Source organism: Streptomyces longwoodensis (assembly GCF_001514125.1).
GTDB lineage: Bacteria > Actinomycetota > Actinomycetes > Streptomycetales > Streptomycetaceae > Streptomyces > Streptomyces longwoodensis.
Map to the genome: position 1 here is coordinate 518,109 of NZ_KQ948552.1, position 13,804 is coordinate 531,912.

Below are 13,804 nucleotides of genomic sequence, written 5' to 3' on the forward strand. Positions count from 1 at the left end.
TGGGGTGGCTCCGCAGTCGGCTGACTGCGCCACCGAGTCTGTGCGGACGGCCCGCACCGGACCAGGACGCCCGTCGCCTGGGTGCGGCACACCCAGGCAACGCGGCGGACAGCCGCCTAGCCTGTGGTGCATGGACGACAACCACTTGGGGGCCTTCCTGCGCGCCCGCCGGGCCGGCCTCACGCCACGGGACGTGGACATGGTCAGCCACGGAACGCGCAGGGTCGCCGGACTGCGCCGGGAGGAGGTCGCGGTCCTCGCCGGGGTGAACGCCGACTACTACACCCGCCTGGAAAAGGGCCGCGAACGCAACCCCTCCCCCCAGGTCCTGGACGCCCTCGCCCGCGCCCTGCGACTGGACGGCGACGCGCGCACGCACCTGTTCCGCCTGGCCGGCGGCGCGTCCGGTGCGGAAGCCTCCGTCCACACGGCGGCCGGGGTGAGTCCGGCCCTGCGCCAGCTGATGGACGGCTACCCGCACACCCCGGCCTTCGTCCTGGGCCGCACCCTGGACGTCCTGGCCACCAACGCCCTGGCCGACGCGCTCTTCATCCCGTTCGACCCGGCGGACAACCTGGCCCGCATGATCTTCCTCGACCCCGCGGGGCGGCACTTCTACGCCGACTGGGAGCGGGCGGCCCAGGCAGCCGTGGCCAATCTGCGCGAGGGCGCCGGCCTCGACCCGGACAACCCTCACCTGCGTCGGCTGGTCGGGGAACTCACCGCTCACAGCACCGAGTTCGGCCGCCTGTGGAGCGCCCACGGCGTGCGCGGCAAGAGCCGGGACGCCAAGAACCTGCACCACCCCGAGGTGGGTCCGCTCGCCCTCACCTACCAGGCCTTCGACGTCCGCGACGCCCCGGGTCAGCAACTCGTCATCTACCACGCCGAACCGGGCAGCCCCAGCGCCCGGGCCCTCGGCCTCCTCGGCTCCCTGCACGCCACCCGACGCCGCACGGAGACCGGACCGCCGCCCGCCTCCTCGTAGTCCACCGGACACGGCAGGCTTCGCGACCGACCCCGACCTGGCGGGGGGCGGCGACTGGACGAGCTGCGGCGGCTGCGCCGCGGACGGTGACGCCACCATGGCCAGCGGCGGCACGAAAAAGTCCGGCGGGCCTGTCGTTGTCGACAGGCCCGCCGGACCACACCGTCGGGACGACAGGATTTGAACCTGCGACCCCTTGACCCCCAGTCAAGTGCGCTACCAAGCTGCGCCACGTCCCGGTGCCGTCTGACCTGGGGTTTCCCCTGGCCGAACGCGCAGGGAAACAATACCGCACTCGGGTCGGTGGTCGCGCACCCGTTTCGGCCGTGCCGCACTTGACCTCAAGTTTGGTCGAGGTTGCACGATCGACCGCATGACGATCACCGAGGAACGCCGTCGGGCGTACAGCTACGCGGACCTGCCGGACCTCATGCGCAGGATGACCGGCGACGAGAAGCACGGCCCCGCCGCCACCTCCACGCTCGACGTGCTGTGGGTGCTCCACGACCGGGTGCTGCGGGTCGCGCCCGAGCGCGTGGACGACCCGGAGCGTGACCGGTTCCTGTTGTCGAAGGGCCACGGCCCGATGGCCTACTACGCGGTCCTCGCCGCCAAGGGCTTCGTGCCGGCCGCCTGGCTCCCGGGCTTCGGCTCCTACGACTCGCCCCTCGGTCACCACCCGGACCGGACCCTCGTGCCGGGCGTGGAGATCGGCAGCGGTTCCCTCGGGCACGGGCTGCCGATCGCCGTGGGCACGGCGCTGGGGCTGCGCGCCCAGGGGCTCAGCGGGCCCGCGGTGTGGGTGCTCGTCGGCGACGCGGAGCTGGACGAGGGCAGCAACCACGAGGCGATCGCCTTCGCCGGCCCGGCCGGTCTGGAGCGGCTGCACACCGTCGTGGTCGACAACTCCTCGGCCACGTACGCCCGGCCGGGCGGCATCGTCGCGCGCTTCGAGGCGGCGGGGTGGTCGACGGCGCCCGTCGACGGCCGCGACCACGAGGCCCTGTACGCCGCCTTCACCGCCCCGCACCCGGGCCGCCCGCACGCGGTCGTCGCCCGGGTCGAGCCCAAGTCCGACTGACGACACCTCCTCCACCCCCTCCTCCACCGTCGACCGGCTCCGAAAGGCCCTCCATGGACACCATGCGTGACCGCTTCGCCCCCGCCGTCTCCCGGATGCTCGACGAGGACCCCCGGGTCGCCGTCGTGGTCGCCGAGATCGGCGCCGCCGCCCTGGACGGGGCACGCGCCCGCCATCCCGACCGGGTGATCAACGTGGGCATCCGCGAGCAGCTGCTGATCGGCGCGGGCGCCGGGCTGGCGCTCACCGGGATGCGGCCCGTCGTGCACACGTTCGCCAGCTTCCTCGTCGAGCGGCCCTTCGAGCAGGTCAAGCTCGACCTCGGCCACCAGGACGCGGGCGCGGTGCTGGTCAGCGCCGCCGCGTCCTTCGACTGGCCGGCCGGCGGCTTCACGCACATGGCACCCGGGGACGTGGCCCTGCTGGACACGCTCGACGGCTGGACCGTGCACGTGCCAGGGCATCCGGACGAGGCCGAGACGCTGCTGCGGCACGCGGTGCGGCCGGGCGACCCCAGCGCCGACGGCAAGGTGTACGTGCGGCTGTCGGTGCAGGCCAACAGCACCGCGCTGCCCGTGGACGGGGAGCGGTTCCTGGTCGTGCGCGAGGGCCGCTGCGGGGTGGTCCTCGCCGTCGGGCCGATGCTCGACGCGGTGCTCGCGGCGACGGAGGGCCTCGACGTCACGGTGCTGTACGCGACGACCGTGCGCCCCTTCGACGCCGCCGCGCTGCGTTGGTCCGCCGAGCACGCCACGGCGGACGTCGTACTGGTGGAGCCGTACCTCGCGGGCACCTCGACGGCCGCCGCGAACGACGCCCTCGCCGACGTGCCCCACCGGGTGCTGGGCCTCGGCGTCGGCCGCCGGGAGCTCCGGCGGTACGGCACCGTGGAGGAACACGTCGCCGCGCACGGCCTGGACGCGGGATCGCTGCGGGAGCGGATCGGGGCGTTCCTCGCAGGGGGGCGGGTGCCGGTGGCCGGGTGACGCCGCGGACCGGACCGACCGGTGACGGCTCACCGCCCGCCGGTCACGCCCAGCTCCGGATACGCCTCCAGCAGCCGCTGCGGTGCCGCCTGCCGCCAGGAGTCGGCGAGGATGTCGCGCAGCTCCGCCTCGTCGTCGAGCGCCGCCAGCCGGACCCGGACCCAGGCGAACTGGGCCTCGTGGGCGGCGATCCAGAACTTCCCCGGCTCGGCGAGCGCCAGTTCGTCGCGCTCCTCCTTGGGACAGCGCACGGCGAGGGAGGTCTCGTCCTCGGGCAGCGTGGCGAACATCTTGCCCGCCACCCGGAACGTGGGCATGTTCCAGGCGGTCTTCTCCGTCGTGTCCGGCAGGGACAGGGCGATACGGCGTACGTCTTCGGCGTCCGGCATGTCCCGCACCGTAGCCCCTGCCACTGACACTCACCCGCCGGCGCCCACCAGGCGCTTGTAGTACAGGGTGGTGGGCCGCAGCACCCCGTCCGGGGCGGCCGCGTAGTCGGGGATGACCCCGGCCCGCGTCCAGCCGGCCCCGCGGTACAGGTGCTCGGCGGGGCTGTCCGTCTCGGTGTCCAGGTGGAGCAGGGTGAACCCGTCCGCGGCGGCGGCCTCCTCGGCCACGGCCAGGAGCCGGCGTCCGAGGCCCCGGCCGCGGGCGTCCCGGTGCACCATCAGTTTGACCAGCTCGGCGCGGTGGCGGCTGTTGGGCTTGTCCGGCAGGGCGAGGCCGACCGTGCCGACGACGCGGTCCCCGTCGTACGCGGCCCACACCGCGAGGCGTCCGTCGGCCGCGGCCGCCGCGCGCTCCGTCCACCAGGCCACGGCCCCGTCGCGGTCGAGCGGCGCGAGGAAGCCGACCGAGGCGCCGCCGGCCACCGTGTCGACCAGCAGGTCGGCCAACGCACCCACGGCGGACCGGAGTCGGTCGCCGTGCAGCCGGGTCACCCTCACGGCAGCACCACCGCCAGCACGTAGCGCGCCCCGGTGTCCCCGAGGCAGCGGAAACGCGTCGGGCCCCACACCCGCAGCCGCAGGCAGTCCCCCGCGTCCAAGCGGTGCTCGGTGGCGTCGGCGGTGACGGCGAGCGTCCCGTCCAGCACCCAGACGTGCTGCTCGAGCCCGGCCACGGGCGGCCGGTCGTAGGCGATGTCGGCGCCGGGGAGCAGCCGTCCCTCCACGAGTTCCCCGCGCAGCGCCGCGTGCGGCGGCGACACCGAGCGCCGTACGAAGCCGGAGGCGCGGTCCTCCCAGACCCGCTGGTCGGCGGCGCGCAGCACCGGCACCGGAGCGGAGGCGGCCTCGACCTCGCCGAGCAGCCGCGACATGGTGCGCCCGTACACGTGGCACAGGCGGTTCAGCAGGGCGGCGGTCGGGCTGGTCTCGCCCCGCTCGGCGCGCGACAGGGTGGACCGGCTCACGCCGCTGCGGTCGGCCAGCTCCTCCAGCGTCCAGCCCCGTTCGGCCCGCAACTCGGCCAGCCGGGCGGCGAGTCGGGCGTCGACGGCGTCGGGGTCCGGGTCGCTGTCGTCGTTGTCCGCGGGCGGGTCCGCGAGTTCCTCGGTTCTCATATCCGGGAACCTATCCCTGATATGAGACGCCCGTGTTAACGGAAGCTCTCCGCGCGTTCCGTGCCCGCCGCCTCGCCGAGCGCGTCCAGCACCGGACGGATCAGCGGGTGGTCCTCCGCGCCGCGGCGCACGGCGGCGAAGACGCGGCGGGTCGGGGCGACGCCGTCCACCGGACGCACGACGACGCCGGTGAGGTCCATGCCGCGCAGGGCCGAGCGCGGGACGAGGGCCACGCCGGCGTCTGCCGAGGCGAGGGCGACAACGGCGCGGAAGTCGTCCGAGGAGTGCTCCAGGCGGGGCTGGAAGCCGGCGTGCTCGCAGGCCAGGACGACGACGTCGTGACAGGGGTTGCCGGGGTAGGGGCCGATCCAGGTGTCCTTCGCCAGGTCGGCCAGGGGCACCTCGGCCAGGTCGGCCAGCCGGTGGCGCACCGGGACGACCGCGTCGAAGGGCTCGGCGTAGAGCGGGACGTGCGTGAGGCGCGGGTCGTCGGCCGGCGGCGCCCCGCGGTACTCGACGGCCACCGCGACGTCGACCTGCCGGTCCAGGACCATCGGCAGGCTGGCGTCGCCCTCGGCGTCCTGGACCCGGATGCGGATGCCGGGGGCGGTCCCGGCGAGGCGGGCGACCGCCGGGGCCACGACCAGGGCGATGCCGGTCGCGAAGGCGGCGACCGTGACGGTCCCGGCCTGGCCCGAGCTGTAGGCGGCCAACTCGGCCTCGGCCCGCTCCAGTTGGGCGAGGACGGCGTTGGTGTGGCTGAGCAGGATCTCCCCGGCCGGGGTGAGGCGCACGCCCTTGGCGCCACGCTCGACCAGGCGGTGGCCGGTCTCCTGCTCCAGGGCGGCGAGCTGCTGGGAGACCGCGGAGGGGGTGAGGTACAGCGCGGCGGCAGCCGCGGTCACCGTACGGTGGTCGGCCACCGCACGCAGGATGTGGAGCCGCCGCGCTTCGATCATGCGATCGATTGTCTCAAATGCCCCCGTGTGCTCCCGCTCAGCCCTCCAGCTCGGCCCGGGCCGCCACGAAGGCGTCCACCGCGCGGTTCACGTCGTCCGTGGAGTGCGCGGCCGACAGCTGGACGCGGATGCGGGCCTGGCCCTGCGGGACGACCGGGTAGGAGAACCCGATGACGTAGACGCCGCGCTCCAGCAGCAGCTCGGCCAGGCGGCCCGCCTTCGCCGCGTCGCCGATCATCACCGGGGCGATGGCGTGGTCGCCGGGGAGGACCTCGAAGCCCTCCTCGGTCATCCGGCGGCGGAAGAGGGCGGTGTTCTCCCGCAGCCGGACCCGCAGGTCGTCGGCGGACTCCAGCAGGTCGAGGACCTTCAGCGAGGCCGCCGCGATCACCGGGGCGAGGGTGTTGGAGAACAGGTACGGCCGGGAGCGCTGGCGCAGCAGGGCGACGATCTCCGCGCGGGCGGCGACGTAGCCGCCGGAGGCCCCGCCGAGCGCCTTGCCGAGGGTGCCGGTGATGATGTCGACGCGGTCCATCACGCCGTGCAGCTCGGGGGTGCCGCGGCCGCCGGGACCGACGAAGCCGACGGCGTGCGAGTCGTCGACCATGACCATGGCGTCGTACCGGTCGGCCAGGTCGCAGATCTCGCGCAGCGGCGCCACGTAGCCGTCCATGGAGAACACGCCGTCGGTGACGACCAGCTTGCGGCGGGCCCCGGCCGCCTCCTTCAGCTGCCGCTCCAGGTCCGCGAGGTCGCGGTTGGCGTAGCGGAAGCGGCGGGCCTTGGACAGCCGGATGCCGTCGATGATCGACGCGTGGTTGAGGGCGTCGGAGATCACCGCGTCCTCCGGGCCGAGGAGCGTCTCGAAGACACCGCCGTTGGCGTCGAAGCAGGAGGAGTAGAGGATCGTGTCCTCCTGGCCGAGGAAGGCCGCAAGGCGCGCCTCCAGCTCCTTGTGCACCTCCTGGGTGCCGCAGATGAAGCGCACGGAGGCCATGCCGTAGCCCCAGCGGTCCAGCGCCTCGTGGGCGGCGGCGACCACCTCGGGGTGGTCGGCCAGGCCGAGGTAGTTGTTGGCGCAGAAGTTCAGGACCTCACCGGGACGCCCGCCCGCGGTGACGTTGACGGTGGCGGACTGCGGGGTGCCGATCACCCGCTCCGGCTTGTGCAGCCCGGCGGCACGGATCTCGTCGAGGGTGGCGCGCAGGTCGTCGCGCACGGTGTCGAACATGGGGACTCCAAAGGGGTACGTCAGGGCCGGGCGAACCGGGCCACGAGAACTGGGGCCTGTCCGACAGGCCTACGCCGTCCAGTCGAGGATGATCTTGCCGCCGGTGCCGCTCGCCGCGTCGGCGAACGCCGTCTCGAAGTCGCGGTAGCCGTAGCGGCCGGTGATCACGGGGGCCAGGTCGAGGCCGCCCTCCAGCAGGACCGACATCGCGTACCAGGTCTCGAACATCTCGCGGCCGTAGATCCCCTTGAGGGTGATCATGGAGGTGACGATCCGGGCCCAGTCGACCGGGAACTCCTCCGCCGGCAGGCCCAGCATCGCGATCCGGCCGCCGTGCGTCATGTTGGCGATCATGTCGCGCAGGGCCTCGGGCCGGCCGGACATCTCCAGGCCGACGTCGAAGCCCTCGCGCAGCCCCAGGGCGCGCTGGCCGTCGGCGATCGAGGAACCGGCGACGTTCAGGGCCAGGCTGACGCCGATCTTGCGGGCCAGCTCCAGGCGCTCCTCGCTGACGTCGGTGACGACGACGTGGCGGGCGCCCGCGTGCCGGGCCACGGCGGCGGCCATCAGGCCGATCGGTCCGGCGCCGGTGATCAGCACGTCCTCGCCGACCAGCGGGAAGGACAGCGCGGTGTGCACGGCGTTGCCGAACGGGTCGAAGATCGCGGCCACGTCGAGGTCCACGGGGACGCGGTGCACCCACACGTTGGACGCGGGCAGTGCGACGTACTCGGCGAACGCGCCGTCGCGGCCGACGCCGAGGCCGACGGTGGCCCGGCACAGGTGGCGGCGCCCGGCCAGACAGTTGCGGCACTTGCCGCACACCAGGTGGCCCTCGCCGCTGACCCGGTCGCCGACGGCGATGTCGGTGACGTCCCGCCCGGTCTCCACGACCTCGCCGACGAACTCGTGCCCGACCACGAGCGGGGTGCGGATGGCCTGCTGCGCCCAGCCGTCCCAGGACCGGATGTGCAGGTCGGTGCCGCAGATGCCGGTGCGCAGCACCTTGATCAGTACGTCACCGGGGCCGATCTGCGGCTCCGGGACGTCCGCGAGCCAGAGCCCGGGCTCCGCCTTCTCCTTGACCAGCGCCTTCACGCGACGGCTCCTGTGGTGAGGTCCCGGGCGCGCGGGCAGGCCGAAGGAGCCCGCAGCCGGGGAGAGGGGTGGATTCGACGAGCAATCTGCCGTACGTCCCCCACCGCGGTCCATCGAGGTTTTCTTAAACGCCGCCACAGCTCCGCTTCACACGGTGCCACAGCTCCGCTTGACGCCGGCCAGGACCGCCGGCCGCTACAGCGGCAGCCCGTCCCGGGCGCCCGCCTCGATGCGGGCCACCAGGTCGGCCGCCGCGGCCTTGATGGTCTCCAGGCCGGGTCTCCCCCAGGCCCGCGGCGCGAGGTCCGCGGCACCGACCGTGCCCAGCACCATGCCCGTGCTGTCGGCGAGCGGTGCCCCGAGGTAGGAGCGGACGCCGTACTCGTCGACGACCGGGTTGCACGCGAAGCGCGGGAAGTCGGCCACGTCGTCCAGGACGAGCGCCCGGCGCCGTACGACGACGTGCGGGCAGTAGCCGTAGTCGCGCGGGAGGTGGCGTCCCAGCTCGGGCTTGCCCCCGCGCGCGACGTGGGGGCCGATGTGCAGTCCCGCGAAGAACTGCCCCTGTTCGCCGATGAAGTTGACCATCGCGTAGGGGGCGCCCGTGAGGTGGGCGACGCGGTCGGCGAAGGCGTCCAGGGCGGGCTCGGGGCGTCCGCCGAGGCCGAGCCGGCGCAGCCGGGCGGCGCGGGCGGGGGCCTCCTGGTCCTGCGGGGTGAGCAGCAGCCGCCCGGCCGGGCGGGGCGGGTCGTAGCTCATGTCCGGGCTCCCTCGGTGCGGTCGTACGGCATGCGCGGTTCCGGGGGCGGGAGGTCGGGGGTCACCGGCACGCGCGGGCGGGGGTCGGGAGTCACCGGCGCGCGCCGCGGGTCGGCTCGGGCACGACGGGCGCGTGGGCGATGAGGTGCCGGACGAGGGTGAGCAGCGTCTGCACGCCGGACGCGGAGATCCGGGCGTCGCAGCGCACGACGGGGATCGCCGGGTCGAGGTCGAGCGCGGCGCGCACCTCCTCGGGGCCGTAGCGGTGCGCGCCGTCAAACTCGTTGACGGCGACGACGAATCCGAGTCCGCGCTCCTCGAAGAAGTCGACGGCGGCGAAGCACTCCTCCAGGCGCCGGGTGTCGGCGAGGACGACCGCGCCGAGCGCGCCCTCGGACAACTCGTCCCACATGAACCAGAACCGCTCCTGTCCGGGCGTGCCGAACAGGTACAGCACGTGCCGGGGGTCGAGGGTGATGCGGCCGAAGTCCATGGCCACGGTCGTCTCGACCTTGTTCTCGATGCCGTCGAGGTTGTCGGTGGCCGCGCCGACCGTGGTGAGCAGCTCCTCCGTGCTGAGCGGCGCGATCTCGCTCACGGCGCCGACGAAGGTGGTCTTGCCGACGCCGAACCCGCCCGCGACCAGGATCTTCAGCGCGGTGGGGAACAGTTCGGGGTCGTCGTGGCCCGCGTGGTCAGAGCTGTCGTCGTAGTCCATCGAGCACTGCCTCCAGTAGGGCCCGGTCGGTGGGGTTGTGCTGGTACTCGGGGGGCTTGGTGGTCAGGGCGCCGCAGTCGACGAGGTCCGACAGGAGGACCTTGGTGACCACCGCCGGGAGCTTGAGGTGGGCGGCCACCTCGGCGACCGGGACCGGTGAGCGGCACAGGTCGAGGGCCTGCGCGTGCTCGGGCCCGAGGGGGCCGGGCGGGGTGGCACCGGTGGTCCGCACCTGGGACAGCAGGTCGAGGGCCACGCTGGGCCGGGTCCGGCCGTTGCTGACCGTGAACGGGCGCACCAGCCGGCCGGCCGCCTCGTCGAGCCAGGGGCCGTCCCCGGCCGCCGCCACGCTCAAGACCTCATCACCGGGGGTTCGACGGCGGGCCGGCGGGGCTCGGTGGCCAGGTAGGGGCGCACGCTCTTGACGAGCATCGCCATCTCGTAGCCGAGCACGGCCGCGTCGGCCTCCCGGCCGGCCAGCACGGCCAGGCAGGTGCCGGAGCCGGCGGTGGCGACGAACAGCAGCGTCGAGTCGAGTTCGACGACGACCTGCCGCACCTCGCCGCCGTCGCCGAAGCGGACGCCGGCGCTGCGGCCCAGGGAGTACAGCCCGGAGGCCAGGGCGGCCATGTGGTCGGCGCTGTCGGGATCGAGGCCGTGGACGGACTTCACGAGGCCGTCGCAGCTCAGCAGCACCGCGCTGGCCGTGTGCGGTACGCGCTGCACGAGGCCGCCCAACAGCCAGTCGAGGTCGGATACGTGGCCGGTCGGCGCGTCGCTCGGCATGGTGGATCGACTCCTTGGGGTCCGTGGGTCCGCGGAAGCGCTGGGGGGTGGGGTGGTCATCCGGCGGGTGCGCTCCCGTCGTGCCGGGGGGTGGGGTGGTCGGGTCCGGGCGCGGCCGGGACGCCGCGCACGCCGTACGCCTCGACGGCGGCGGCCGTGTGCGCCGGGTACGCCTCGGACAGGGGGGCGGGGGCCGGCGGCGGGGAGCCGTCCTCCAGGCCCAGCCGGGACTCGGCGAGGCCGATGCCGCGCTGGAAGGCGGCCATCAACCCGGGGTCGTGCCCGGCGGGTTCGCCGTCCTGGCGGGGCAGCGGGCCGCCGCGCAGCTGGGGCGCGATGTGCTCCTGGGCGCGGCGGCGCGGGAGTTGGGGCCGCCCCATGGTGCCGCGCACCGCGCCGGTCCGGGGGACGGACACGTGCCCGGCGGCGCCCTCGGCGGCCTGCCGGTCGTCGGCCCGCACCCCGGGCAGGGCGTGGGCGGGCGTGGGCCGGTCGCGGTGCGCGCCACGGAGGGGCAGCGGCGCCGGCCGCGTGTGCGGTTCGGCCGGGGTGGCCGGCCCGTCGTGCCCGCCGGCCGGGTCCGGCGCCGGGAGGGGGACGACGGTGGCGTGGGCGCCGGTCGTGTCGTGGACCGGGACCGGAGCCGGGGCGGGTGCGTGAGCGGGTGCGGGCGGCGCGGGTGGGGTCAGGTGGTGGGCACCGGTCGGGTCAGGTTCCCGGCGCGGCGCCGTCGACGGTACGGGCCCCTGCGCCACGGCACCTTGTGAGATGTCTCCTTGCGCCACGGCTTGTCGGGGGGCGGCACCTCGCGCCGTCGGCGCCGGCATCCCGGGCGTCGGCCCCAACAGGGCCTGGGGGACGACGAGTACGGCCTGGACGCCGCCGTAGATGTTGTTCTGCAGGCGCACCCTGATGCCGTGGCGGCGGGCGAGCTGGGAGACGACGAACAGCCCGATGCGGCCGTCGGCGAGCAGGCGGCCCACGTTGACCTGGTCGGGGTCGGCGAGCAGGGCGTTCATCCGCTGCTGTTCGTCGGCGGGGATGCCGAGGCCGCGGTCCTCGACCTCGACGGCGAGCCCGGAGGTGACGAGGTTGGCGCGCAGCAGGACTTGGGTGTGCGGGGCGGAGAACACCGTGGCGTTCTCGACGAGTTCGGCGAGCAGGTGGATGACGTCGGCGACGGCGTGCCCGCGCAGTTCGCCGTCCACCGGCGGCACCAGCTTGACCCGCGAGTACTGCTCGACCTCGGCGATGGCGGAGCGCAGCACCTCGGTCATGGACACCGGGTTGCTCCACTGGCGCCGGGAGACGGCGCCGCCGAGCACGGCGAGGTTCTCGGCGTGGCGGCGGATGCGGGTGGCCAGGTGGTCGACGTGGAAGAGCCCCTTGAGCAGGTCGGGGTCCTCGATCTCGTTCTCCAGCTCGTCGAGCAGGGAGATCTCGCGGTGCACCAGCGACTGGAGCCGGCGGGCGAGGTTGACGAACACCTCGAGCTTCTGTTCGCTCCCGGCCTGGCTGGACAGCTGGGCGGCGCGTACGACGGCGGCGACGGCCCCGTCGTGGGCGCTCGCCAGGTCGGCGGCGAGGGCGTCGAACTCGTCGCCGTCGGCGGGCGGGCGGCCGCGCGTGCCGCGCCGGGGCGGGGTGTCGCCGCGGCGCAGTGCCTCGACCAGCGCGTGGAGGTCGGCCTCGCGGCGCGCGCTGTGCCGTCGCAGGGTGGTGATGCGGTCGCCCATGGAGCGGGCGGTGCGGTCGGCGGCGACGGCCGCGATGAGGATGCCCGCGAGGCTCACACCGACCGCGCAGCCGAGCACCGCCCACAGGGTGGGGCCGCCCTGCGGGCGCCCGGCGCGCAGGGCGACCAGCACGGCGGCTCCCGCGGCGAGGGCGACCGCGACGGGCGGGAACAGGGCGAGCCGCATCAGCTGGGGCCGTATGTGTGTCTCGGCCGGCGCGGGGGCGGGGCGGGCGACCGGTCGCCCGTGCCGCCCGCCCTCGCGGCGGTCTGCGCGGGCGGCCGGTGCGCGGAGGTGAGACATCGGTGTCCTCGTACTGGTCCGTCGGGCCCGGTCCCCGCGCGTGGGGGCGCGAGCCGGGTGTGCGGCTTCGTGGTGTCGGGCCGACGGGACCGCGGAACACGGCGCCGAGTGGTCCGACGGACACTCACGGTAGTCGCGTACGCCTCATGTGCGGCGGGCAGTTGACAAAGTCCCCCGCACGGCGTCCCGCTCTGGTATGACGCCTCGAACGGGAGACCGAGCACGCTGCGGCGGCCCTGTTGCCGGGCGCGACGGGGCCGCTGTCGGGCGGGGTGGGGCCGCGCGAGGGTGCCTGCGAGGAGTCAGGACACCCACGCCCGTCACTCAGCGTATGGGGTGTGGCCTTCGCTCGGACCGGGGACCGACGGACGTTCAGCGCTCTCCGGCGAGGTCGAGTCCCTCCCGCACCTCGGACGCGGCACGCGGCGACCGCTCCGCACGGTCCCAGGAACGCACCACGGGCGCGGACACCCCGCGCCACCACGCCTCCGCGGGCACCTTCCCGGCCGGCTCGAACGGCTCGCCCGGCCGGGGCAGGGCCACCGCCTGCCCGGCGGCCTCGGCGGCGTCCTTGGTCCACTCCCCCGGCTCGGCCCACGCGTGCGGGGCGAGGTTGAACGTGCCCCAGTGGATCGGCAGCAGGACACCCGAGGGCTCGCCGCCCTGGAGGTCGAGGTGGGCGCGCAGGCCCTCCTCGGGGGTCATGTGGATGTCGGGCCAGAACTCGCTGTACGCGCCGATCTGGATCATCGTCGCGTCGAAGGTGCCGTGCGCGGCGCCGATCTCCCGGAAGCCGTCGAAGTAGCCGGTGTCGCCGCTGTGGTAGATCCGGTGTTCCGCGCCGGCGACGACCCAGGACGCCCACAGCGTGTGCTGGGTGTTGCGCAGGCCGCGGCCGCAGAAGTGGCGGGCCGGCGTCGCGGTCAGGGTGAGGCCGCCGACCTTGGTCTCCTCGTGCCAGTCCAGCTCGCGCACCCGGCCCTCGGACACGCCCCAGCGCTCCAGGTGGGCGCCGACGCCGAGCGGCACCGCGAACAGGGTGTCCGTGCCGGCCAGCGCCTTGATCGTGGGCCAGTCCAGGTGGTCGTAGTGGTCGTGGGAGATCACCACCACGTCTACCTCGCCCAGGGCGGCCAGCGGCAGCGGGACCGGGTGCAGGCGCCGGGGCCCGGCGAACGGGAACGGCGAGCAGCGCTCGCCCCAGACCGGGTCGAACAGCACGCGCTGACCGTCGATCTCCGCCAGCACGCTGGAGTGCCCCATCCAGGTCAGCCGCAGCCCGGTCGCGGGCGGCTCCGCCAGGTCCGCGACGGTGGTCGGGTGCACGGGGACCGTGCCCGAGGGCACGCGGCGGGGCCGGGTCTCCCGGTCGAAGAACACCTTGGCGAACTCGAGCGCCGAGCCCGAGGGGCGGGTGCGCGCGAGACCACCGGGGTTCTGGAAGACACCGTCTGCGAAGTGGGGGGATCTGCGGATGCGCGCCAGGCGCTCACCGCTCGGGTCCGCGCCGAAGGCCTCGGGCACCAGCGCGCGGAGCCCGGAGCTCAGGGAACGGAAACCGGCCACGGTACCTCCAGGGGAATCGCCGAGGGTTC

Annotated in this window: 15 protein-coding genes and 1 tRNA gene; 3 read left to right on the top strand and 13 right to left on the bottom strand. The window is 74.6% G+C overall.

Going from position 1 to position 13,804, the window contains the following annotated elements; all coding sequences use genetic code 11:
- Window positions 1–130 precede the first annotated feature (130 nt).
- Entirely contained in the window at window positions 131–988 is an 858-nt protein-coding gene (locus tag AQJ30_RS14535) for a helix-turn-helix transcriptional regulator (protein WP_067233408.1), read from the top strand.
- Between the two features lie 165 nt (window positions 989–1,153).
- On the opposite strand, the gene AQJ30_RS14540 is transcribed toward AQJ30_RS14535, so the two are convergent.
- Window positions 1,154–1,227 (bottom strand) — tRNA-Pro (locus AQJ30_RS14540).
- A 134-nt stretch (window positions 1,228–1,361) separates the two neighbouring features.
- On the opposite strand from AQJ30_RS14540, the gene AQJ30_RS14545 reads away from it, so the two are divergent.
- The gene (locus AQJ30_RS14545) at window positions 1,362–2,069 is read left to right on the top strand and encodes a thiamine pyrophosphate-dependent enzyme (RefSeq protein ID WP_067233409.1); all 708 of its coding nucleotides are present in this window, start codon (window positions 1,362–1,364) and stop codon (window positions 2,067–2,069) included.
- Between the two features lie 53 nt (window positions 2,070–2,122).
- Window positions 2,123–3,055: a transketolase family protein gene (locus tag AQJ30_RS14550; RefSeq protein ID WP_067233412.1), complete on the top strand. Its 933-nt coding sequence runs from the start codon at window positions 2,123–2,125 to the stop codon at window positions 3,053–3,055.
- Between the two features lie 29 nt (window positions 3,056–3,084).
- Here AQJ30_RS14550 and AQJ30_RS14555 read toward each other — a convergent pair whose 3' ends face one another.
- The 12 genes from AQJ30_RS14555 to AQJ30_RS14610 form a co-directional block, all read right to left on the bottom strand.
- Complete coding sequence (locus tag AQJ30_RS14555; protein ID WP_067233414.1) at window positions 3,085–3,444, bottom strand: MmcQ/YjbR family DNA-binding protein; 360 nt, start codon at window positions 3,442–3,444, stop codon at window positions 3,085–3,087.
- Window positions 3,445–3,474: 30 nt separating this feature from the next.
- On the bottom strand, window positions 3,475–4,002 hold the full coding sequence (locus AQJ30_RS14560) for a GNAT family N-acetyltransferase (RefSeq protein WP_211278983.1): 528 nt from the start codon (window positions 4,000–4,002) through the stop codon (window positions 3,475–3,477).
- Window positions 3,999–4,619 (bottom strand): helix-turn-helix domain-containing protein, encoded by a 621-nt coding sequence (locus AQJ30_RS14565; protein ID WP_067233418.1) that lies wholly within the window; start codon window positions 4,617–4,619, stop codon window positions 3,999–4,001. Before AQJ30_RS14565 ends, AQJ30_RS14560 begins: the two co-directional genes overlap by 4 nt.
- 35 nt (window positions 4,620–4,654) lie before the next feature.
- Complete coding sequence (locus AQJ30_RS14570; protein WP_067233420.1) at window positions 4,655–5,578, bottom strand: LysR family transcriptional regulator; 924 nt, start codon at window positions 5,576–5,578, stop codon at window positions 4,655–4,657.
- A 37-nt stretch (window positions 5,579–5,615) separates the two neighbouring features.
- Window positions 5,616–6,809 carry a glycine C-acetyltransferase gene (locus tag AQJ30_RS14575; protein WP_067233421.1) on the bottom strand — a complete coding sequence of 398 codons (1,194 nt, stop codon included), beginning with the start codon at window positions 6,807–6,809 and terminating at the stop codon, window positions 5,616–5,618.
- 69 nt (window positions 6,810–6,878) lie between these two features.
- Window positions 6,879–7,907, bottom strand: coding sequence for an L-threonine 3-dehydrogenase (gene tdh / locus AQJ30_RS14580; protein WP_067233423.1), 1,029 nt, complete (start codon window positions 7,905–7,907; stop codon window positions 6,879–6,881).
- A 195-nt stretch (window positions 7,908–8,102) separates the two neighbouring features.
- Complete coding sequence (locus AQJ30_RS14585; RefSeq protein WP_067233424.1) at window positions 8,103–8,666, bottom strand: GAF domain-containing protein; 564 nt, start codon at window positions 8,664–8,666, stop codon at window positions 8,103–8,105.
- Between the two features lie 91 nt (window positions 8,667–8,757).
- Window positions 8,758–9,384, bottom strand: a complete 627-nt coding sequence (locus AQJ30_RS14590; protein WP_067233426.1) for a GTP-binding protein — start codon at window positions 9,382–9,384, stop codon at window positions 8,758–8,760.
- Window positions 9,362–9,733: a DUF742 domain-containing protein gene (locus AQJ30_RS14595; RefSeq protein ID WP_067233427.1), complete on the bottom strand. Its 372-nt coding sequence runs from the start codon at window positions 9,731–9,733 to the stop codon at window positions 9,362–9,364. The genes AQJ30_RS14590 and AQJ30_RS14595 overlap by 23 nt, the downstream gene beginning before the upstream one ends.
- A gap of 2 nt (window positions 9,734–9,735) precedes the next feature.
- Window positions 9,736–10,170: a roadblock/LC7 domain-containing protein gene (locus AQJ30_RS14600; RefSeq protein WP_067233429.1), complete on the bottom strand. Its 435-nt coding sequence runs from the start codon at window positions 10,168–10,170 to the stop codon at window positions 9,736–9,738.
- A gap of 56 nt (window positions 10,171–10,226) precedes the next feature.
- Entirely contained in the window at window positions 10,227–12,209 is a 1,983-nt protein-coding gene (locus AQJ30_RS14605) for a sensor histidine kinase (protein ID WP_067233430.1), read from the bottom strand.
- Between the two features lie 372 nt (window positions 12,210–12,581).
- The gene (locus AQJ30_RS14610) at window positions 12,582–13,775 is read right to left on the bottom strand and encodes an MBL fold metallo-hydrolase (RefSeq protein ID WP_067233432.1); all 1,194 of its coding nucleotides are present in this window, start codon (window positions 13,773–13,775) and stop codon (window positions 12,582–12,584) included.
- Between the last annotated feature and the right edge of the window lie 29 nt (window positions 13,776–13,804).

Bases quoted from the DNA above. Each gene is read 5' to 3' on its own strand.
- AQJ30_RS14535 (WP_067233408.1), top strand. From the start codon at position 131: ATGGACGACAACCACTTGGGGGCCTTCCTGCGCGCCCGCCGGGCCGGC.
- AQJ30_RS14545 (WP_067233409.1), top strand. From the start codon at position 1,362: ATGACGATCACCGAGGAACGCCGTCGGGCGTACAGCTACGCGGACCTG.
- AQJ30_RS14550 (WP_067233412.1), top strand. From the start codon at position 2,123: ATGGACACCATGCGTGACCGCTTCGCCCCCGCCGTCTCCCGGATGCTC.
- AQJ30_RS14555 (WP_067233414.1), bottom strand. From the start codon at position 3,444: ATGCCGGACGCCGAAGACGTACGCCGTATCGCCCTGTCCCTGCCGGAC.
- AQJ30_RS14565 (WP_067233418.1), bottom strand. From the start codon at position 4,619: ATGAGAACCGAGGAACTCGCGGACCCGCCCGCGGACAACGACGACAGC.
- AQJ30_RS14570 (WP_067233420.1), bottom strand. From the start codon at position 5,578: ATGATCGAAGCGCGGCGGCTCCACATCCTGCGTGCGGTGGCCGACCAC.
- AQJ30_RS14575 (WP_067233421.1), bottom strand. From the start codon at position 6,809: ATGTTCGACACCGTGCGCGACGACCTGCGCGCCACCCTCGACGAGATC.
- AQJ30_RS14585 (WP_067233424.1), bottom strand. From the start codon at position 8,666: ATGAGCTACGACCCGCCCCGCCCGGCCGGGCGGCTGCTGCTCACCCCG.
- AQJ30_RS14590 (WP_067233426.1), bottom strand. From the start codon at position 9,384: ATGGACTACGACGACAGCTCTGACCACGCGGGCCACGACGACCCCGAA.
- AQJ30_RS14600 (WP_067233429.1), bottom strand. From the start codon at position 10,170: ATGCCGAGCGACGCGCCGACCGGCCACGTATCCGACCTCGACTGGCTG.
- AQJ30_RS14605 (WP_067233430.1), bottom strand. From the start codon at position 12,209: ATGTCTCACCTCCGCGCACCGGCCGCCCGCGCAGACCGCCGCGAGGGC.